General features: G+C 58.6%; 14 protein-coding genes and 5 pseudogenes. 8 read left to right on the plus strand and 11 right to left on the minus strand.

Annotation, left to right across the window (positions count from 1 at the left end; all coding sequences use genetic code 11):
• Positions 1-89: 89 nt before the first annotated feature.
• From ACFSQT_RS17380 to ACFSQT_RS17390, 3 genes and pseudogenes are all read left to right on the plus strand, one after another.
• Positions 90-1,322: an ATP-grasp domain-containing protein gene (locus tag ACFSQT_RS17380; protein WP_379020660.1), complete on the plus strand. Its 1,233-nt coding sequence runs from the start codon at positions 90-92 to the stop codon at positions 1,320-1,322.
• Positions 1,323-1,496: 174 nt separating this feature from the next.
• Complete coding sequence (locus tag ACFSQT_RS17385) at positions 1,497-3,008, plus strand: M81 family metallopeptidase (protein WP_379020662.1); 1,512 nt, start codon at positions 1,497-1,499, stop codon at positions 3,006-3,008.
• 198 nt (positions 3,009-3,206) lie between these two features.
• Positions 3,207-3,467 (plus strand): annotated as a pseudogene (locus ACFSQT_RS17390) (MFS transporter); the annotation flags it as partial.
• Between the two features lie 81 nt (positions 3,468-3,548).
• On the opposite strand, the pseudogene ACFSQT_RS17395 reads toward ACFSQT_RS17390, so the two are convergent.
• Positions 3,549-3,887, minus strand: a pseudogene (locus tag ACFSQT_RS17395) (ATP-binding protein); the annotation flags it as partial.
• Positions 3,888-3,942: 55 nt separating this feature from the next.
• Positions 3,943-4,641 (minus strand): IS6 family transposase, encoded by a 699-nt coding sequence (locus tag ACFSQT_RS17400; protein WP_379020664.1) that lies wholly within the window; start codon positions 4,639-4,641, stop codon positions 3,943-3,945.
• A gap of 216 nt (positions 4,642-4,857) precedes the next feature.
• Here ACFSQT_RS17400 and istA point away from each other — a divergent pair, with 216 nt between their 5' ends.
• The 3 genes and pseudogenes from istA (at position 4,858) to ACFSQT_RS17415 (ending at position 7,787) form a co-directional block, all read left to right on the plus strand.
• Entirely contained in the window at positions 4,858-6,606 is a 1,749-nt protein-coding gene (gene istA / locus ACFSQT_RS17405; protein ID WP_379020666.1) for an IS21 family transposase, read from the plus strand.
• A pseudogene (locus tag ACFSQT_RS17410) lies at positions 6,584-7,018 on the plus strand (ATP-binding protein); the annotation flags it as partial. The gene istA and the pseudogene ACFSQT_RS17410, both read left to right, overlap by 23 nt.
• Before the next feature lie 70 nt (positions 7,019-7,088).
• A complete protein-coding gene (locus tag ACFSQT_RS17415) occupies positions 7,089-7,787 on the plus strand; it encodes an IS6 family transposase (RefSeq protein ID WP_379020664.1) in 699 nt (232 codons plus the stop codon).
• 66 nt (positions 7,788-7,853) lie between these two features.
• Here the strand turns inward: ACFSQT_RS17415 and tnpC are convergent.
• Positions 7,854-8,855: pseudogene (gene tnpC, locus ACFSQT_RS17420) on the minus strand (IS66 family transposase); the annotation flags it as partial.
• Positions 8,856-8,913: 58 nt separating this feature from the next.
• Between tnpC and ACFSQT_RS17425 the strand changes: the two are divergent.
• Positions 8,914-9,195 carry a hypothetical protein gene (locus ACFSQT_RS17425; protein WP_379020668.1) on the plus strand — a complete coding sequence of 94 codons (282 nt, stop codon included), beginning with the start codon at positions 8,914-8,916 and terminating at the stop codon, positions 9,193-9,195.
• A 96-nt stretch (positions 9,196-9,291) separates the two neighbouring features.
• A complete protein-coding gene (locus ACFSQT_RS17430) occupies positions 9,292-9,600 on the plus strand; it encodes a transposase (protein WP_379020670.1) in 309 nt (102 codons plus the stop codon).
• A gap of 76 nt (positions 9,601-9,676) precedes the next feature.
• Here the strand turns inward: ACFSQT_RS17430 and ACFSQT_RS17435 are convergent, their stop codons facing one another.
• From ACFSQT_RS17435 to ACFSQT_RS17470, 8 genes and pseudogenes are all read right to left on the minus strand, one after another.
• A complete protein-coding gene (locus ACFSQT_RS17435; RefSeq protein ID WP_379020672.1) occupies positions 9,677-10,630 on the minus strand; it encodes a transporter substrate-binding domain-containing protein in 954 nt (317 codons plus the stop codon).
• Between the two features lie 15 nt (positions 10,631-10,645).
• Positions 10,646-12,406, minus strand: a complete 1,761-nt coding sequence (locus ACFSQT_RS17440) for a hypothetical protein (RefSeq protein WP_379020674.1) — start codon at positions 12,404-12,406, stop codon at positions 10,646-10,648.
• Between the two features lie 577 nt (positions 12,407-12,983).
• Positions 12,984-13,334 (minus strand): hypothetical protein, encoded by a 351-nt coding sequence (locus ACFSQT_RS17445; RefSeq protein WP_379020676.1) that lies wholly within the window; start codon positions 13,332-13,334, stop codon positions 12,984-12,986.
• Positions 13,335-13,393: 59 nt separating this feature from the next.
• The gene (locus ACFSQT_RS17450; protein ID WP_120018632.1) at positions 13,394-13,945 is read right to left on the minus strand and encodes a recombinase family protein; all 552 of its coding nucleotides are present in this window, start codon (positions 13,943-13,945) and stop codon (positions 13,394-13,396) included.
• 154 nt (positions 13,946-14,099) lie between these two features.
• Positions 14,100-14,996 carry a hypothetical protein gene (locus tag ACFSQT_RS17455; protein WP_379020678.1) on the minus strand — a complete coding sequence of 299 codons (897 nt, stop codon included), beginning with the start codon at positions 14,994-14,996 and terminating at the stop codon, positions 14,100-14,102.
• A 21-nt stretch (positions 14,997-15,017) separates the two neighbouring features.
• Positions 15,018-16,862: pseudogene (locus tag ACFSQT_RS17460) on the minus strand (Tn3 family transposase); the annotation flags it as partial.
• Positions 16,863-16,887: 25 nt separating this feature from the next.
• Positions 16,888-18,288, minus strand: coding sequence for an ISKra4 family transposase (locus ACFSQT_RS17465; RefSeq protein ID WP_379020680.1), 1,401 nt, complete (start codon positions 18,286-18,288; stop codon positions 16,888-16,890).
• A 247-nt stretch (positions 18,289-18,535) separates the two neighbouring features.
• Positions 18,536-19,255 carry a plasmid pRiA4b ORF-3 family protein gene (locus ACFSQT_RS17470; protein WP_379020682.1) on the minus strand — a complete coding sequence of 240 codons (720 nt, stop codon included), beginning with the start codon at positions 19,253-19,255 and terminating at the stop codon, positions 18,536-18,538.
• Positions 19,256-19,324: the final 69 nt, after the last annotated feature.

Genomic DNA, 19,324 nt, shown 5'->3' on the forward strand with positions numbered 1-19,324 from the left:
GGCGATGGTACGTTCACCTCAAAGTCCGAGATCAGGCAAGGTTGTACGCTCGGATCGCCGCACAACACGCAATGTCGGAGTCAAGGCCAATGGCAAAAAGAGCGCTCATCCTGCTTGAAGGTTCAAGGTATAATGGTCCGCTATACGTGCAGGCGGCCCTGCGTCTTGGTCTTCATCCAATTACGCTGTCGGATGATCCAGCTCAATACGACTATGTCGCTGCGGAAGGAAGTGGAGCAATCCGTGTCGACACTAGCAATTTAGATGCGCTGATCCACGAATGTTCTCGGCTACAGCCCAGATATGACATTGCTGGTATTACATGCGCCGGGGATACGTTCTATGCGACAGTTGGCAAGGTCTGCCGCCATTTTAAGCTCCCGGGGCCGGACCCCTTCTCGATTGAACGATGCTGCGATAAATTCACTCAACGTCAACTCCTCGCGCAGGCCGGCGTTCCAGAACCTGCTTATCGCGTGGCAACGCACGCGACGGACGTTCAACGAGCTGCGGCGGAGATCGGCCTGCCGGTGATTGTTAAGCCAGCCGTAGGCAGCGGCAGCAGGGGCGTCCGGTTGTGTCGCAACGTCGAGGAGTTAGCTGAACACACGGCCTATCTGTTGGGCGGGCAGCACACATGGCGATCCTCGCCGAGGATACTGGTCGAAGAATTCGCACAAGGCCCCCTTTATTGGGCCGACATAATGGGAGATCAGATCATTGGAATTGGCATCGCTGACTGCGGCCCTCCACCGCATTTCGTCTGTCGTGAGTGCACCATTCCGGCCCCGCTGACTGATGACCAGCATGAGCGTGTCGCCGATGTTTCGCGGAGCTGTTTGCGAGCTCTCGGCCTTGGCTGGGGGCCAACGGGCATTGAATTCCGGTGGACGAAGCGTGGCCCAGTCGTCATTGAAGTCAATCCGCGGCTTCATGGAGCGCCCACTCCCCAACTGATTCAGCTAGCTTACGGTATCGATCTCGTCACCGAGCACATCAAGCTTGTCATCGGCGACGAATGTGATTTGCACAGCAGACATTCGCAGACTGCGGCCGCGCGGTTCCTCGTTCCGGATACCGATGGCACCCTCGATTGGATCGGCGGCGACAGTCAGGCGGCCGCCATACCAGGTGTAGCCGAGATCAAATTCTATGTTGAACCCAAGACGCCAATCGTCAGGAAAGGCGATCTCCGAGATTGGATCGGATATGTCATCGCCACTTCCCCCAGCCGTGCTCGGACGGAGGCGATACTTCAGCGTGCCGTCGACCTAATCGATTGGTCGATTACACCATTTTCGACCCCTGGCGAACAGGAGTGACATGCGGCCCCTTGAGAACTCAAGCACTTGTCCCCGGCGCACTATGTTGCGGTCGCCACCCGCCCAGCCCCATCGCACCGTGAAACGCATTCTTCGCCAAATCGAGCGCGATCATAATTCTTTGCATGGCGGTATAAAATCCAAAGGCTGGCATTCAAGAGGGAATATAAGATTATGAAGCGCATAGCAGTCGGACGCCTGTTTCATGAATCGCACGGATATGCGCCGGCGACAGCGGCGGCAGATATCACCGTCGTTCGCGGCGAGACTTTGATCGAGGCGGCCAAGGGAAATGGCACCACGCTCGGCGGGATTGTCGACGCCTTGATTGAACGCTCGAATATTCAGATTCTTCCCATTTCAGATTCGATGATCGCGCCGAGCGGCGCCATCGATCATAGTTTCTACATTGGGCAACGCCGGTTCTGGGGCGAGGAGGTCAACAAGCTCGCGCCCGATGCGATTGTACTCGACCTGCATGGGTCGATGTCCACGACTGAGTTCGAAGATGCGGAAGGTGACTTCCTCTCCTACATTCGTGGCGTCATCGGCGGAAACTCAGTCCTCGGAGCAGGTCTCGACCTTCATGCGAATATCACGCCGCAGATGTTGAAGGCAGCCGACATCTGCATCGCCTGCAAGAACAATCCGCATGACGATTACTACGAAAATGGCAAGAAGGTGGTCAGATTGGTTTTCGATGTCCTGGAAGGCCGTCTGCGTCCGGTCTATACCTTCGCGAAAACCCGAATGATTGCCCCAGGCAGGCTCGAAACTCATCTCAGCCCACTTAAGGAAATGCACGCACGTGCCCGTGCGCTCGAAAAGTCGGAAGCGCCAGTGGTGGACCTTAGCATCTACAACGCCTATCGCTTTGCGGATCTAACGGACATGGGTCAGGCCGCTGTGATACTGAGCAACGGGCCATATGCGCAAGCCAAGGTGATCGTGGAGGATTACGCGCAGAAGTTCTGGAATCTGCGCGAGAGCTTCAAGGATGAAACCGTGACCATCGCAGAGGCCCTGGATGCAACTGCGAAGGACAAGGGCGGCATTACCAAGGCGCTTGCCGATCTTGGTGACCGGACGCTGGCCGGCGCGCCGGGAGACAGCACCTTGATTCTGCAGGCCGCACTGAAGCATCCCGTGAAGCTCCTGGGCGCCATGACGGTCAACGATCCGGAAACCGTCGCACAGGCACATGCCGCCGGAGTCGGCGCGAAAATCAAGATGCGTCTCGGCGGCAAGATGACGCCGCTATATCTGCCCTTCGAGATCGAAGGCGTGGTCAAGATGCTCAACAATAGGGATATTAAACTCATCGGACCTAGTTTTGCCAACGAATCCGCTGCCATGGGAAAGACGGCCCTTATCGAGATTGATAGTCGTTTCCTTGTGATCGGCACGTCAAAGCCAGGATTCATCGTTGATCGAGCCATTTTCGATTCCCACGGCGTCAATATCAGGGCGCAGGACTTTATCGTGATGAAGTCGCAGTTCCACTTCAATCGCAATTTCGAGGGCGTTGCAGCGACTATCTATGTTGCAAGCGCGGGCCTCTCCTATTTCGTGCCAGGTGCTTTCCCCAAAAAACGCGCACGGGTCTGGCCGGATACCAATGTGGATAACGCGCCTGTTGTTGCCGCTCAAGTCGTGGAGCGATTAACCGTACGGGCAAGGTCTTGAGCGATCGCGGCGAATCCAAACCTGGCCGAGCATTTCCAAATCCTTGCTGCCTGATTGGCCTCGCTTTAGACTTTTCTGGACCCCCATTAGCCGTTGCAACAAACCGGCGCTCGAGCGTGGCAGCTTGGTTTTATCGGGGTGGCCATGTTTGACCGGTTTGCGAATTCTTGCCAGCAGTCGATCCCGAAAGTTCTCACAATGCCAAAGAGAATATCTCCGCTCGTTCCGTTCCAACACAAGACGTTCCGTTCTCTATGGTCAGCCGCACTTATTTCAAACCTTGGCACCCTGGTCGAGGGCGTGGCTGCAGCATGGCTGATGACGAGCATTGCCAAGTCGCCTGGCATGGTGGCACTCGTCCAGTCGTCGACCACGCTGCCATACATGCTCTTTTCGCTCGCGGCGGGAGCGCTCGCAGATAACTCTGATCGCCGCCGGATTATGTTGACGGCTCAACTGCCCCCGCGGGTCACTTCAAATTCCCCCGGGTAGGGTCAGTCAAACTCCCCCACCCGCAAGGCAGGACAGAGGGTGTATTTGTTAGTTTGACTTTGTTTCCCGAGCAAGGGCCTCAGCGGCTTCTTTGAGACGATAGCTGCGTCCATCGAACTCAAGCAGATGGCAATGATGCATCAGCCGATCGAGTATCGTCGTGCTCATGGTGTTGTCTCGCAGATATGTCCCCCAGTCCTGTACGACCCGATTGGAGGTGACGATGACGCTGCGACGCAGTTTGTAGCGCTGATGTATCAGGGTCTGCAGCCATGCGCCGGCTTCGTCGGGGATGGCCCGTGCGAGGAACAGATCGTCGAGCACGAGGAGATCGCAGTCGATGATTGTTCGCATCCGGGCCTCGCGTTGCGCGGGGGCGTTCAGAGCGGGTTTTGTTGCAACGGGTGAATAGAGGGTGCAGAGAGGCCTGATGCGAGGTCAATCAGGCGGCGAGGATTTCGAACTGCTCGGCCAGGGACGGATTCGGATTGAAGGCATACCTCGCCTGTCGCTTGCGCATCATGTGAATCATTTCGATACCGGAAAGGATGGCGGAGGCGGTGGCCGTCGATTTGAAGCCGAGCATCGGCCGGACTCGGCGCTTGATGCGCCGATGGTCCTGCTCGATCCGATTGTTCGAATACTGGCTCCGGCGGATGCGGATGGGCTTCAGCCGGCGCCGGGCGCGATCCTGCAAGCGATTTGTGGTGTCGCAGGAAACGATCGCCTCGTGGTTGGTCTGGCTCCCGTCGATGACGACGCGATCCGGTCGGCCATGACGCTCCAGCGCCTTTCTGAAGAAGCGCTTGGCCGCCGGCAGGTCGCGCTGCTCGCTGAACCAAAACTCGACTGTGTCACCGACATTGTCGATGGCGCGATAGAGATACATCCACTGGCCGCGCACCTTGAGGTAGGTCTCGTCGACATGCCATTTGCCGGTCACGCCACGCTTGCGCTGGTTGAAGCGTTCGAGCAACAAGGGCGAGAAACGAACGGTCCAGCGGTGGATGGTCGTGTGATCGACCCTGATGCCGCGCTCAGCCATCATCTCCTCAAGATCACGCAGGCTCAAATTGTAGGCCAGATACCAGCGCACGCAAAGCAGGATCACGGACTGGTCGAACTGACGGCCTTTAAACATTGCAACCCTCCGAAAATGATCGAAGGCTCCTTGCCACAGCGCTGGTAATCAAAAGGTTGCAACAGATCCGTTGCCCCGTGGGTCGGTCAAAATCCCCCGGGTGTGGTCACTTGAAACTCCCCCACCCGATGATCACCGGCAGCGCTACTGAACAGCGGTAGCCGGTAAGGCAGGACGTTTATTTTCATCCCCTTTCTATAGCGAGGGGACCGGGAGTTGAACGTCTTGAAGGCACATCTGCAAAGCACCGTACTAACATTACTTGATCGCAACACCAGCCAGCGCGAGATTCAAAGGCTGACGGGTGTCGATCGCAAGACGATTCGGCGTTACCGAGCGCAGCGGGCTGGTGCGGAGGCAAATTCCCCCGGGGAAGTGACCACCGGCTCGGCAAGCGCGGAGGACCAAATTCCTCCACCCCGACCAGCGGCTTTTGGGGTGTCGGGAGCGACGGTCACCAGCAGCCTGGCCCGCTCGGCCTGCGAAGTGCATCGGGCGTGGATCGAAGAACAGGTCCGCCTGAAGCGAAATGCGCAGGCGATTTACCAGGACTTGGTCGATCAGTTTGGCTTTCAGTCCAGCTACCAAAGCGTCAAGCGGTTTGTGCGCACGTTGCGACACAGCGATCCCAAGCAGTTTGATCGTCTAGAGTTCCTCCCCGGCGAGGAGGCTCAGGTCGACTATGGCGAGGGCGCGCTGACGATCGATCCCAAGAGCGGCCGGTACCGTCGTCCCCGCCTGTTCGTGATGACGCTGCGCTATTCGCGGCGCAGCTTCCGGCGGGTAGTCTGGCAATCCAGCCAGCAAGTCTGGGCGCAGCTTCACGAAGAGGCGTTTCGGTATTTTGGCGGGGTGGTCAGCTATGTGGTGCTCGACAACCTTAAGGAAGGCGTCCTCAAGCCCGATCTGTACGAGCCCGAGCTCAATCCGATCTACAGTGCGATGCTGGCTCATTACGGCGTCGTCGCCGATCCGGCCCGCGTGGCGGACCCCAATCGGAAGGGGAGCGTCGAGAATGCGATTCAACATACCCAGGGGACCGCGCTGGCCGGACGGCGCTTCGAGACGCTGGAAGCGCAGAACGAGTTCTTGAGGCACTGGGAGGAGAACTGGGCTTCCAAGCGCATCCACGGCAGCACTCGCCGTCAGGTCGAGGCCCTGTTCCAGGAGGAGAGGCCGCACCTGCGGCCGCTGCCTGTCGCACCCTTCCGCATCTTCACTGAAGTCGTTCGGACCGTCTGCGACGACACCACCGTACGCGTCGACAGCAGCTATTACGCCGCGCGGCCCGCGGCCATCGGCAGTCTGGTCGTCGTGCGCATCTACACTTCCACGATCGAGATCCGTGATCGCCACACCCATGCGCTGCTGCGGATTCATCCCCGGATGACGCACCCCGGTTCTGTCGTCCTGCCGACCAACGAACGGCCGTTCAATCCGTCACGGCAAACCGCCGTGCTGCTGGCGAACGCCGGCCGCATCGGCCCACAAACCAAGGCCCTGTGTCAACATATGTTCGATGCCGAGGGACGCCCCGGACAGCGCGCGATGTGGGGCATTGTCGGGCTGAGCCGGAAGTATCCGACACGGCTGGTCGAGCAGGCCTGTGCTCATGCCATCAGCAACCGCATCTACCGTTACAAGCACGTACGCGCGACTGTCGAGCGGCTGTTTGAGCAGGCGCTGCAACAGGTTGAAGAAGCCCCACAGCCGGTATCGCAGCTCACCCAGGATCATCCACTGATACGCGCGCCCGCCGAATATGGCGACCTCTTCAGCCGTGCTGTGCGGCACGATGCCGGCAACAATGGCCGGCAGGCTGGGGCTGACGACGACCGCGCCTCTCCACCCCGCGCTCGTGGCGCCTGCGCAACCCCGACCAGCTTCGCCGCCACGAGCGCTCCCGCTATCCCTTCTCACCTCAAACTGGAGACCCAACCCCATGATGACCATACCCGAAATTGAACGCTGCCTGCGACAGTTGCGCCTGTCGGGCGTCCGCGACACGCTGCAGACGCGCGTGCTGCAGGCGCAGGGCGCAAACCAACCCTTCCTCGAGACCTTCTCCCTGATCCTGCAGGACGAACTGGATCGTCGCCAATCTCGCCTTATCGAGCGGCGATATCAGCAATCCGGGCTCGATGAAAAACTGACGCTCGCCGAGTTCGACTGGGCCTTCAATCCCAAATTGCCGCGCCAAACTTGCTTCCAGCTCCACACCCTGGCGTTCGTCGCCGCCGGCGAGAACGCGATGCTGGTCGGCAAACCGGGCACCGGGAAATCCCACATCGCCAAGGCGATTGCCTATCAGGCGATCCTGCACAGCCACAAGGTCCAGTATCTCGAGACCGATGACTTCTTCCACCGCCACGCTCTGAGGATCTGTTGCAACCTTTTGATTACCAGCGCTGTGGCAAGGAGCCTTCGATCATTTTCGGAGGGTTGCAATGTTTAAAGGCCGTCAGTTCGACCAGTCCGTGATCCTGCTTTGCGTGCGCTGGTATCTGGCCTACAATTTGAGCCTGCGTGATCTTGAGGAGATGATGGCTGAGCGCGGCATCAGGGTCGATCACACGACCATCCACCGCTGGACCGTTCGTTTCTCGCCCTTGTTGCTCGAACGCTTCAACCAGCGCAAGCGTGGCGTGACCGGCAAATGGCATGTCGACGAGACCTACCTCAAGGTGCGCGGCCAGTGGATGTATCTCTATCGCGCCATCGACAATGTCGGTGACACAGTCGAGTTTTGGTTCAGCGAGCAGCGCGACCTGCCGGCGGCCAAGCGCTTCTTCAGAAAGGCGCTGGAGCGTCATGGCCGACCGGATCGCGTCGTCATCGACGGGAGCCAGACCAACCACGAGGCGATCGTTTCCTGCGACACCACAAATCGCTTGCAGGATCGCGCCCGGCGCCGGCTGAAGCCCATCCGCATCCGCCGGAGCCAGTATTCGAACAATCGGATCGAGCAGGACCATCGGCGCATCAAGCGCCGAGTCCGGCCGATGCTCGGCTTCAAATCGACGGCCACCGCCTCCGCCATCCTTTCCGGTATCGAAATGATTCACATGATGCGCAAGCGACAGGCGAGGTATGCCTTCAATCCGAATCCGTCCCTGGCCGAGCAGTTCGAAATCCTCGCCGCCTGATTGACCTCGCATCAGGCCTCTCTGCACCCTCTATTCACCCGTTGCAACAAAACCCGACGTTGTGGTGGCGAAGATATCGTCCAGACTTCGCTCCAGGGCGCGACGCTTGCCGGCGATGGTCGAGGCGGCGAAGGTTTCCATACCGTCGGCTAGGGCGAAGGCCCTTTGCAGCCAACGTTTGAGCCGTGAGGGCAGCATGTCCTCACTTGCCTCGTCCGCATAGGCGACGTCGCGGGCGAGATGCGCCAGGCAGGTCTGATGCGCATTTGCGTGACCTTGTTGTGCGGCATAGCGATCGGAACACCAGACGTCGGGCCGATGGCCGTCCATCAGGGTCCGGACCACGACAGCACCGCGCGTTGGCGCCGCTTGATGAACAACCGCTTCGGCGCAGCGAAACACCCAGTGGTAGGCGTTGCTTCCTTCGATCCGCACGCCGGTCTCATCGGAGGCGATGACCTTGGCCCGGCGCAACGCCGCGACGGCCTTGTCGCACTCGGCCGCGAATGCGCCCTGGGCACGGCGCAACATGTTCATCAGTCCGCCCTGGCTGATGGTGAGACCGAAAAGGTTCGCGAACGCGCCCTGCAGCCGCTCGTAGGACAGGGCCTGGAAAGAATTGAGATAGGTCGCTACGGCGTGCACGCGTGGCCCGAACGGCGTCCCCTTCGCCGCATCTGGCACAGCCGCGACGACCAGCGTGCCGCAGGACGGGCATCGGACTGCCAGACGCCGATGGCGCTCAATCAAAGGCCTGATCGCGGGAAGCTCAATCTTGTCGTGCTCGCTGACGGTTTCGGCAGCAAGATCGCTTGACAGGCTGGCGCGGCAGCAAAGGCATTGGTCGGGATGATGATCGATGATGCGATCGGCATCCTCACTCATGGCGCGGCTGTGACCTTCATGACCCGCCTTGGCGCCGCCAGGCTTTGCCCTGTCCCGACGCGCCTTGCGATCGCTCGAAGGTGGCTTGGACGACGTGCGTGATGTCTTCTCTGGCCGCTGCATCCGCAGCACCAGATCGATCAACTCTTCCTTCGTCAGACGCTGCAAATCAGTGCGATCCATATCCCCATAGATTCAGGGATTCTTGCCCCTGACAAGGGCGTGAGTAATTACGGAGCTCATGCGGCGAATACGGCATTACAAGATCAGTGACCAGGCCGGTGAAATCAACGTCGTCCTGCGCGGCCACTATGGCTATTACGGCGTCGCCGGAAATCTCCGGAGCCTCGTAAAAGTTTATCGAGCCGTGGAGCGTTACTGGCGCGGAATGCTGCGCAGCCGCAGCTGGGCAGGCCGACGCCTCACTTGGGACGCATTCAACCAAATCAAAGAACGGACACCGTTGCTGAAGCCTAAGCTGCGCCTCCCTTATCGGGAGATGCAGGCGCTTGCAGTGCTGTGAACCAACTGTCGAAGAGCGTCGGTGCGGGAAATCCGCACGCCACGTTCTGTGGGAACCGGGGGCGGGCGACCGCCTCCGGTGACCCGGTGCCGGCAGGTGAAATCCCTCCGGCCTACTCACCCGTCAACCAACACCAAGCTGACCAAACGCACCGGCTGGGCACCGAAGGGCGAGCGCTTCAGGACGCATGCGCCATTCGGCAAATGGCAGACGCAGACCTTCATTGCCGGGCTGCGATGCCATGGTCTGGTCGCGCCGTGGATCGTCAACGCACCGATGAATGCCGCCATCTTCGAACACTACGTCGAGACCCAACTCGCCCCCGAACTGTCGCCCGGTGATGTCGTCATCCTCGACAATGTCGGCTTCCACAAGAACGAACGCGCCGCGCAACGCCGGATATGAGGCCAATTAATCGCGACACGCTTTAGCGCAGTCCATGTTGCACATCGTACAGCAGGCTTCTCTCAAACCTCGCAAACTAAGGATGGTTCGGAACTGCTCCGCCTGTGACGCTCCTGAAAAACTGCTCCAGATCAGGAGATAATCGGTAATTGTTCATCTTGCTAAGAACGCTTTGCAATAATATCGACCTCGTACCCCAGGCCAGTTTCTGCAAGCTATAGCTGATCTCGGAGAACAACCAGTAGTCACGGGGGGCGTCGATGCTCGGCTTCCGGAAAACCAACCCATACTCGTCATATGAATATGTCCGATCTGAGAGCATTATATCATCACACTGCCGCGCGAACAGCAGTATCTCCCGATCGGCGATATAATACTTAACGTCGCCGTTACAGAATGCTCGCAATCCCGTCTCGTGGTCGCTATAGGTTTTGACAATTTCCACGTCAGGGCCACCACTAATGCCGTCAGCACACTTCGCCTTTCCCTCAAGAGAATTATCTTTTGCCTGCCTAACCACTTTCTCAAACTGACCGAACTCACCTGCCTGAAGCATAAGGTCTATTCCGTCGCTCTGAGCTGTGGTGTTACCAACCATCCCAACGACGGCGGGCCTCTTAGCTCCTGGCTCACAACCACGATTTTCCGAATCCTGTCGCCTTGAGGCGATGGAGATGCCGGTGACGTAGATCGGGAAAGAGAAGGCGTATTTATCCAACCGTTCCTCAGTGATGGTGTCGGCGCCGCACAAAAAATCGACTTGGTTGTTGTCAAGCGCCAACAAGCGATCGGCAGCAGTCACCTTCACGACGCTGACGCCCATACCTGGGTTTCTTACCCTCATGTCGTCAAGAATATTCTTGCATACAGCGATGGAGTAACCGTCATAGCCATCCAGGCTCGCAGTGCAGGAAGAATCCTTACAATACGAAAAGGGCTTTGTGTCCGGCCGCACACCGATCTTGATTTCCTCGGCGCGGCTCTGGCTATTTAAGCTAACGCAGATGATGCAAAAAACCCACAGCCTCATTACCAGGCCCCCTAGTCAAGGCACCGCTGCGACCTTGGCCTCTGTCTTTTTCTTCGACTTTCCGCCAGCCGACACATTGTCGTACTTTTCGAATTTCTCAACGAAATAGCAAAAGAACAGGCACAGTGAAGTCGATGCAAGGAAATGCTGCATGATGTCGTGCCTTGCATACCGCCCGCTCACGACTGATCCCAGATCCACCAAGATGGCATCGACGAACCCAACGATCGCTGCGTAGACGATTGCGCAAACGATTCCGATCGCCATCGTATACCGCATCCTCAGATTGTTATGCCAATCCGCCACGACAAAAAACAAGCCGCAAAAGGCGACGCCCGCAAGCGCTTGCATCGAGGGCATAAGACCGTAGCTGAACCAAAACGCCGAAAGTGCGCTTGCCGCCACCCAGCCGGTTACAAAGGAGATTTTGGCAATGTAGACCACATAGTAATACAGCTGGCAGGCAAACACAGCAAAAATCAATGGTGCGATGCTCGCTGTCGCGTACCGAGAAAATGGCAGAACCTGCCATGGGTCCCACCTGTCGGTCTCCATAAGTGTAACCCTTACCGACAGCGAATTGCCTAGAGTGATCGCAAAAATCAGAACCACTTGGAGAGTGGTGATGGCTGCATCGACGGTCGACGCGGGAAACACGCTCAGGAAGTAACCAACTGCTCCGCTCGCTTTGAGGAGCTGCGGGTCAGCCGGCTGGTCAATGGTCCGCAGGATCGCAAGCCCGGTCGCAGATAGCAACATTGCGACAGGCGTTCCCAAAACGATAGATCCTACAAAGCTATCCCATAAAGTATCCCTGACGTCCTCCCTCAAATGCGCGATCACGCGCCGCGCGGCGAATTGATGGTCAGGAATTTGTACGTCATATTGCGATATAAATAGCAGCGCAAACACGGAGAACAAGTTAGCCTTTAATACCGATGATTCCGCAACGATGACATCGATTGTGTCGATGCGATCTTCGGCGTCCTGGGCATTGTTCGTTTCGTGTTCGCCAGCGTCAATAGCCTTTAGAAGGGCCGACGTCTTATCAACTATACTTCTTTTGGCACCATCCATGCTGGCGACAAAATCATTGACGGTCTCAATGTTCAGTTGGTTCCACAGGGCATCGCCCGAATCGCCGGTGACCGAAGGTAACAGGACCCCGATAGCGTAGATATTATTTAGAAGTTCTTCCAGCTTTTCCCTTAGCTCGTCGTCCTGACAGACTTCGATCTGTTTGGCGATGGCTTTCGCGGTTCTCTTCAGCGATTCACTGACTGTTTTTGGGAAATGCTCGTCATATGGAAAGTTGCTCAATTTGGTAAGAACGCCATAAATTTCTCTCGGTATGCCAGCCAGACGGTGGGCGAGACCCCGAATGCGAGATTCAATCTCGGCAAACATTTCTATAGATAATACGACAGAGAATGCTGCAGATACCGCTAACGGTACAGCATATGAGTCGGCTCTGGTGGGCTTGGCAGGAAACCCTGTACCAATAAATGGCTCAAGGTCTTTTCCAACATCGACAATCTTGCCGTAGAATACGACACAAAAGGAAAAAATACCTAGAATTATTGCGAGATAGAACAAAAAACCGAGGGCATACTGCCGCTTCCCTCCGAGCGAGGCCAACTCTACACCTCTTAATAGAGGATACCGTGAGTATTTATATGCGTAGGCGGGTTTTGCATAGCTTTTCCAGGCCTGTATCGCCAAATTGATGACAGCAAGTAGCACGATCCCCCAATAAAAGAGGTCAAAGCGGAACATACTATTTGTTGCAGTTTTCGATGTTTGGATTGCAAGGACCCGCTTGCGAGCCCTGAACTGCTTCGAGGGAAGTCAGAACAATTATCGAAGCAAGGCAAATCCAAGAGAGAAATACTTTCCCGCGTTTAATCATACGCTTCACTCCTCGGAGGTCAAGTTCGAATTTCCTAATATAGTACAGGCTAACAAGAAAGTGAAGCACAATAGCATTTTTGCTTTTGCGACCCCGCGGACTGGCGTGCGCCAGTTGGTGGCTCTGGACAATTGTAACGGACTTGCATGTCGCCGGGCTTGTTCGTGACAGGGATGAGGACAGACCTGCGGGCATCCGGGCGTCAGGCCCCGCCTTCGCTTATTTGTTGGTTCTCGCCGGCAAAATAATCTGGTTGAACCTGGGCCGCTGTGACGCCACGGCCGCCTCGGACGGCGATCCGGCAAGATTGCATGACAGCAACAGCTTGACCCCAGATGCCGTAGCCAACTGAGAACGACGCAATCTCAACCATGTTGGCCTAATCGGCCCGAAGCTGAGATTTTGGCCAAGTTGGGAAACATTTGACGAACATCAGGGCTTGCTTCAAGTTTGTAGCAGCATGGCAACGTTTTCGGCGGTGAATTTGAAGCCCCGGCGGTCGGGAACCCGTTCGGCGGAGATGGGATATCTGGGTCGCTTGGGATCGATGCCGGTGATCCGGAACCGTTTGCTTCCGGCGCTGAATTCGCGCCCGAAGTCTGAGGGAGCCAGCCCGTACCGCTCGGCTAGAATCTCGAACATATCCTTTTCGAGATTGAATGCTGTGCCGTCGGAGGCGGGAATGCTGACGCTGAACACCGGTTCGAAGGCAAACCCGGAGTCTAGGCTTCGCCATCCGGCGCTTTCGATGGCCAGCCCGTGATCCGCGGCGATCTTTTGGCAGGCTTCGAGCATGCGGGCTTGGATCCGCTCGCAAGCTACAGGCGTCAGCCGGATGATGCGGTTTCCTTTGCTCAATCTGGTTCGCCTTTCCGTACCTGGTAGACGGTTCCGCGCGAGATGCCGAGAGCACGAGCGATCTGTGTCGGGCCGTGGCCCTGTTTCAGTCGGCGCATGATTTCGGCACGGTCGATCTTTGGCGGCCGGCCTTTGTAGATGCCGCGCTTCCTGGCGGCGGCAATGCCCTCGGCCTGCCGTTCGCGCCGTAGATTGGTCTCGAATTCGGCAAAAACGCCGAGCATGTCAAAGAAGGCTTTGCCGGTGGCGGTCGAGGTGTCGACAGGCTGCTCGGTCGCGGACAGATGCGCGCCCTTGGCTTTCAGCCGGTCCACGATCACTTGCAGATCGCGCAAGGAGCGCGCCAAGCGATCGATGCGGGTGACGACGAGCGTCTCGCCGGCATGGATGAAGTCGAGAATGATGGTGAGCTGCGGGCGACCTTCCAGCGAGGCGCCGCTCTTCTGTTCCTCGCGAATGACCTCGCAGCCGGCGGTCTTGAGTGCGGCGAGTTGCGCGGCAAGATTCTGGTCGGTAGTGGAGGTGCGCGCGTATCCGATACGAGTCATGCGAACCGTTCATTTTGGGTGTGCCAAGGCATGAATTCGTTCAATATCTCAAATCGGACCCAAAATAAACATGGCTGTGCGGCTGGAACGTGTTCACTTGCGTTGTGCTGGCTGGGTATACCCAAATTAGAACGCGCCCATCGGTTCCGGGCTGTCAGTTACGCCGCCGTCGTGGCTTCAGCTTTCTGGTAACCGCCGCCAGCCACGCGATTGCGCCGGGCGTGGCCTGCCAAGCCTGGCCGTTTTCCTCAACGTAGTCAGCTGCCTCATCCTCGCCGCCCAAGGTGATATAGCCGTTGATGGAAGCAACCAGTGGCTGCTTGCCGAACAGGACGCCAGGCACATGGCTGTTCGCGAGCCAAGCCTCCTCCGCAAGCTTCCCGGCACCCGGATCGCTTTCACGAAAGGCAAGAAGGGCGCGCGTGTAGAGCCATGCAGCAGCGCAATCGTCTTCGTACTGTTTGAGAAGCTTCCTCAGGGCCTTGATATCGTCGCGCGCCAGCAAATGCCCGGCCAGCGCATAGCGGATGCCCTGATTGTCATTCGGATTGAGCTCGAGCATCGCCTGACAATGGTCGATGGCCTCTTGATGCTGACCAAGCCGCCAGAGTAACGCGGCAAGACCTGCCCGTGCCCGCATGTAGGGGCGCGTCTCGAGAAAACCCCAGAAGTGACCGGCATATTCCTCAAACCCGTCCGGTCCGAGCGCCTCTTCACCCGCCGCGACGCCCTTCTGGTAGTAGACCAGCACTTCCTCGACAGACCCCGCCTCTTCTTCCGCCAACAGCACATAGGCGTCGGCGCACAACGGCGAGACTTTAAGCGCCTTCCTGGCCAGCGCGATACGCTTGCTGCGACTGGTCGCTTCCCAAGCTTCGTACATGATGTCTTGCGCGGCAGCCGTCGGGTCGCTCCCACGCTGTCCGCCGAAAAGACCTGCCATCAACCCCTCCATGCCGCGCCGGTCCGGCATCGGAGGCAGAGCATCGTCATTTTCCGGCTTCTTGGATTTCGCCATTGCCTTCTTTCGGGGCTTCTTCGATACAGGCATTTCAACATCCCCTTCGATGGGTCACGCCGCTTGTTTCTGCTCAAAATCGATCCGGCGATCCAGATCGAGGTCGAAGCGGCCATAAGGATTGACATGGCCGTAGATCAGCGGCGTCAGGCCCCGATAGTCCTCCGGCGTCAGCCGCGCTGACCACTTCGGCTCGCTCAACACCGACTGCATCATGCGCGTGTTCACATAGACCAGCGACGCCTGCAGCAGATGCAGGGCCAGCACCGATATCTCCTGCTCATCGGGCCGGTTGGAGGCGATTTCGCCACCCTTGCCGAAGAAGACGAAGCTGTTGGCGCTGTTCCAGTTCTCGACCACATTCAGGCCTTCGTGGATTTCCCGGCGGAATTTCTCGTGGCGCAAATACCGGCAAAGGAAGATCGTCTTGATCGCCCGGCCGAGTTCGGCGAGTGCCTTGTAGGTCGGGTGCATCACCTCGGCGCGGGCGAAGCGGCGCAGGATCGCTTCGGGATCGGCCAACCCGCTGTGCATGGCAGCCGCATATTTGACCATCTCGTCATACTGCTGCTCGATCTCCTCCCAGTTGATGACGTTGGAAAGAATGGGAAGCAGATTGGGCAATTCAGCGCGCAGGCCTGGATGCGGCAGCGCCAGCTTCTGCCGGGCGATCGCCTTCAGGCGTGGCGCCAGCTCGAACCCGAGCAGGCGGCAAAAAGCAAAGCCGACGACGCTCTGGCCATGGCTGTCGACATATTGGCGCTGGATCTCCATGTCGGTGCAGTGTCGCAGCACGCCCTTGATCATCGCGGCGACCTCCGAAGACGAACAGCGCTTGAGCTGCGAGAAGATGCAGGTCGAACCCTTCTCGACATGCCAGTAGATCATCACGCCGCGACCGCCATAGCGGACATGCCATTCCGTCATCAGGTTGCCGTCCCAAGCGCCGAACTTCTTGGAATCCGACGCGCAGGCCGTGCCGGCTTCGCCCCAGATGGCGGTGTTGCGGATCGCCAGCGTTGCATTGGCAACGCGCCCGCAAGCCGCTTCGAGCGCGCCCCGGTGGAGGAAGCGCCGGCCGACGTGAAGCAGTTCCTCGTAGCTGACATCCGGGCATCCGGCCGCGACGCGCTTCAGGCCGGCATTCGTGCCCAGCCCGTAGAGACACAGGATCAGGCGCCGGTCGAGCGCACCGCGCGAAAGCGCCACACGGGAAGCCGACGTTTCAAAGGCGTCCAGAAAGCCGGTGTCGAGCGCCGTCTCCTTCAACACATCCAGCAGTTCCGTCATTGGCCAACGCCGGCCGATCTCGGCCTTGACCGATCGCAGGCCTTGCGGTTCCGGCAGCGGCTGGAACGGCGTGATCGAGATGCGGTTCTCGCCGCGCCAGAGAATGCGTACCTTGTCGTTGCGGGGGAGTTCGGCATTCAGCAGCCGCAATTCCCGCTCAAGCTCGGCCTGGATTTTGCGGGTGAACGCTCGCGCATCCGACGTCAGGTTGAGCGCGTCGTAGTAGGCCGCCCGTCGGCTCTCGAAATCCTTGGGCAGATCGTCGTCCGGATTTCGATAGCGGTCCGCCCCAACCACCCAGATTTCCTTGGCCCGGATGCGGTCGCGCAGCTGGCTGAGGACGCAAAGCTCATAGCTGATCCGGTTGATGCGCCCGTCCTTTCCGATGATCGCGCTGCGCCATTTCGGCGGAATGACCCCTTCGATCGGCACCCCGTTCCGCGGCACAACTCGGCATCGGGTTTCGAAGGCCCGCCTGATCCAGTCTAACGCCCCAAGCACGGGCCGATGAACGGCATTGTTCGAACGAAACTCCAGAACCGAAAGAAGCTTCGGCAGGATTCTTCGATAGTGACCGGCATAGGACCCACGCATAACCTGGTAGATGCGGGGACCATGAGGAATTGTGTGGCAGCTATGCCGCCGCCCGATTGCCGGAGTTTCGGTGATTATCGTTTGCCATGCCCGGATACCACCTTTCGAAGGTCGCCCGCAAAGAGCCGTCGAGGGTCTGCGTTCGGGTTTGCAACAGGAGATGCGCGCCTGTCCGGCTCCATTGCATCTGCTGTTTCTTGGCGAAACGCTTGCTGACGACGGCGTTGACGGTCGCCTCGACGAAGGCGGAGGATATCCGCTCTCCGGACCGGTAGCGTTCGCCGTAGTTGATCAGGCTGGCGTGGTTTGATCCGATATAGGACCGGAACTCTCCGATCGCCGTCAGGAGCTTTCTCATGTTGGGATAGTCGGTTTGCGTGGCATCGGCATCGTCGAGCAACCAATCGATCTCCTCGCGAGCCCGGTGCGTGTTGCCGTGCCACAGATACCATTTGATCCGGGATAGCATGTCCAGCATGCCGTTGCCGGCTTCCTCGTCATGGTGGCGAAGGCCCTGGGCGAACTGGCGAAGCACAGTGATGCGCATCGTGATGTGGAACCAATCCAGCACATGCTCGCTGGCAGGGCCGATCATTTCGGCAAGTGAGCGGACTTCCTCGCCGCCGTCGGTGATGAAGGTAATATCCTGGTTGGCCTGCACACCCTGTTTCTTGAGGTGGTCGAGGATCCGGCGCCGCGGCTTGCGGTCATAACCATGAACGAAGCCGATATAGCGCGGCTCGCCATCCTCGGGCAGGGAGCGCCCGACGATCAGCTCGAAGTTCTTCTTTCGGTTGTCACGATCCCGGATGTATACGCCGTCAAGGCCGATGACGATGCGCCCGTCCGGAATGGGCAGGTCCATCCAGTCTTGAGGACACGCATCCTGCATGAAGGGAACCCGTTCCTCCGTCAGTTCGCGTTCGAGCCGGGTGGCCGTCCTCAGCGCATGCTGCCGCACCGTCGTGGCGTTGGTCCCACAGTCGATCGGCAACACGTCGGCCAGCAGCTCGGCAGCGGCCGCATAGGGCACGAGCGAAGCCCAGCGTGTTTCGAGATACAGCCGTTCGGGCGCCATGTGATCGGGGATCAGTAGCCGCAGCGGAGAAACCGTCGCCGATCCATTGCTCCCTTCGCTTTTCGGCACCTCGTATCTCGGGCTCCTGAGCCGGACATCGCCGAACAGGGTGTGGAAGGTGACGGGATAATATCCCTTGTGTCGCAACCGGCGACCGTCCGTCTCGCGGTTTTCCTTCAGCCATAACTCTACCTGCGTTTCCACCATCTTCTGCTGAAGTCTGGCAAGCACGGCCTTGCCTTCGGCGAGCGACAGGCCGAGATCTTCCGCACCAGTCGTGATCTTCGCCATGTCGGTGATGATCTCCCGGCCGATCTCCTCCCCATCGTCACCGGTGAGTTCCATGACGATCCGAACCTGCATGCTGCATCTCCTTGCCGGGTTTTTCAGAACGGTTGGAGTGGGAAGCTCGTCACGCCCGATCCGCGTATTTCCGCGCCCCGCTTTCGCCGGCAACGGTGATATCTCTCGACAGTTAGCAATCCGGAAATTCGATCAGATCACCGCTGCCGCGCGATCTTTGCTCTTCGGCATCCCGGCTGATCACTCAATGACGCTGCCCTTCTGGCCACCGAACTGCTCGCGAACGAGCGTAGTTCGGGCGGACACATCACATCTGCTGATGCATGAGCGTCAGATGTTCGCCCCGCCGCAGGCGCTCATTGACTTTCCGTTGCTCGAACGGCTTGCCTAGAAGGGCCGCGCGGCCCTTGATCGGGAAAAGCAGCTCCTGTAATACGGCCGCGCGATCCGGATCTTCCAGGATCGCCAAAGACCGGGTGTCTCCGATTTCCTGGATGAACTCCAACGCCGTGGCGAGATCCTTATCCATTTCCAGCCCAAGAGCCTCGTCCTTCTGCCGCGTCCAGCTTTCAGAGCCGCCGCTGTCCTCTGGCGGGCAATTGCCGTCACCGCCGATGCAGCAGGGATAATGCGTTTCTGGTTTGGCAGAGCGCCGCTCTTCCAGCCGCACCTCGTGCTCCCAGGGAACATTGAGATCGTATTCGTAATGAAGCCGGCTGCGCTTACGCAGTTTCAGGGTGTCGAAGCCGATGTCCGGCGATTCCGCGGTCAACTCCCATGAGCCGTAACGGACCGTATGCACGATAAACTGGTACAGGTGAACGCTTTCCCAGCCCATCGCCACCTGGAGAACGCCGTGAAACTCGCGCAGAGCCATGGTCGCCGGCACCTGCACTCGACGCCAGACCATTGGGCTGAGACCCTTCAGCCAGATGCGGAACTGCAGGATCGTCGCCGACCCATCCGACGTTGAGGCGATATCAGGATTCGATGGTGAACGGCGGCTCGATCGGCTCGGTGGTTTCAAAAGGGCTGGTCTCGACGAAAATCACTGCCCAGCCATATCGCATTCTCCCCAACTTCGGCACTGCCACAC

It is taken from the genome of Mesorhizobium calcicola (assembly GCF_042682105.1).
GTDB lineage: Bacteria > Pseudomonadota > Alphaproteobacteria > Rhizobiales > Rhizobiaceae > Mesorhizobium > Mesorhizobium calcicola.

What these genes read in the sequence shown, in the direction of transcription:
- ACFSQT_RS17425 (WP_379020668.1), top strand. Translation starts at nt 8,914, where the DNA reads ATGCGGCGAATACGGCATTACAAGATCAGTGACCAGGCCGGTGAAATC.
- ACFSQT_RS17415 (WP_379020664.1), top strand. Translation starts at nt 7,089, where the DNA reads ATGTTTAAAGGCCGTCAGTTCGACCAGTCCGTGATCCTGCTTTGCGTG.
- ACFSQT_RS17380 (WP_379020660.1), top strand. Translation starts at nt 90, where the DNA reads ATGGCAAAAAGAGCGCTCATCCTGCTTGAAGGTTCAAGGTATAATGGT.
- ACFSQT_RS17400 (WP_379020664.1), bottom strand. Translation starts at nt 4,641, where the DNA reads ATGTTTAAAGGCCGTCAGTTCGACCAGTCCGTGATCCTGCTTTGCGTG.
- ACFSQT_RS17445 (WP_379020676.1), bottom strand. Translation starts at nt 13,334, where the DNA reads ATGCTCGAAGCCTGCCAAAAGATCGCCGCGGATCACGGGCTGGCCATC.
- ACFSQT_RS17435 (WP_379020672.1), bottom strand. Translation starts at nt 10,630, where the DNA reads ATGAGGCTGTGGGTTTTTTGCATCATCTGCGTTAGCTTAAATAGCCAG.
- ACFSQT_RS17450 (WP_120018632.1), bottom strand. Translation starts at nt 13,945, where the DNA reads ATGACTCGTATCGGATACGCGCGCACCTCCACTACCGACCAGAATCTT.
- ACFSQT_RS17455 (WP_379020678.1), bottom strand. Translation starts at nt 14,996, where the DNA reads ATGCCTGTATCGAAGAAGCCCCGAAAGAAGGCAATGGCGAAATCCAAG.
- ACFSQT_RS17440 (WP_379020674.1), bottom strand. Translation starts at nt 12,406, where the DNA reads ATGTTCCGCTTTGACCTCTTTTATTGGGGGATCGTGCTACTTGCTGTC.
- ACFSQT_RS17465 (WP_379020680.1), bottom strand. Translation starts at nt 18,288, where the DNA reads ATGCAGGTTCGGATCGTCATGGAACTCACCGGTGACGATGGGGAGGAG.
- ACFSQT_RS17385 (WP_379020662.1), top strand. Translation starts at nt 1,497, where the DNA reads ATGAAGCGCATAGCAGTCGGACGCCTGTTTCATGAATCGCACGGATAT.